The organism is Streptomyces sp. NPDC048473 (genome assembly GCF_043200155.1).
Taxonomy (GTDB): Bacteria; Actinomycetota; Actinomycetes; order Streptomycetales; family Streptomycetaceae; genus Streptomyces.
In genome coordinates, this window is record NZ_JBICXE010000073.1 from 20,726 (window position 1) to 21,157 (window position 432).

Consider the following 432-nt stretch of genomic DNA (forward strand, 5'->3'; position numbering starts at 1 on the left):
TGGATTTTCTTTCTTGTACTGGAGGAGGGCGGCCAGGAATTCTTCGTCCTTCCACTGGTTCCTTCTGGTTTTGAGGGTGGCTCCTTGTTCTTCGAGGCGGTCGATGAGGTGTCGGAGGTTTTTTCCGGTGGTTTCCCTTTCGCGGATTTTGGTGATGAGTTCTCCGAGGGGCAGGGGCAGGGCGTGTCCGTTGAGGGGCCATTCGAGGTCCGCTGCGGGGTGGGGGGGATTACTGTCGGATGTGTTCCGGTACTGGGTGTAGGCGGTAAGGATGTCTTCGTAGGACCATCCGCTGATCGTGTCGTTGAGGTGCGGGTGGTCTTCGGGCTGGTTCCGGTGGATGTATTGATGGTGGAGGCGGTGGAGCGCGGCGGGGGTGAGGGAGGGGTGTGTGGTGGCGGTGATGTGCTGGTGGACGGCGCCCAGGGGTGG

1 protein-coding gene is annotated in these 432 nt (G+C 60.9%); it reads left to right on the top strand.

The annotated features are described in order from the left end of the window. A partial coding sequence (locus ACGFU7_RS44235; RefSeq protein ID WP_393704102.1) for a hypothetical protein occupies positions 1-432 on the top strand: 432 nt, incomplete at both ends.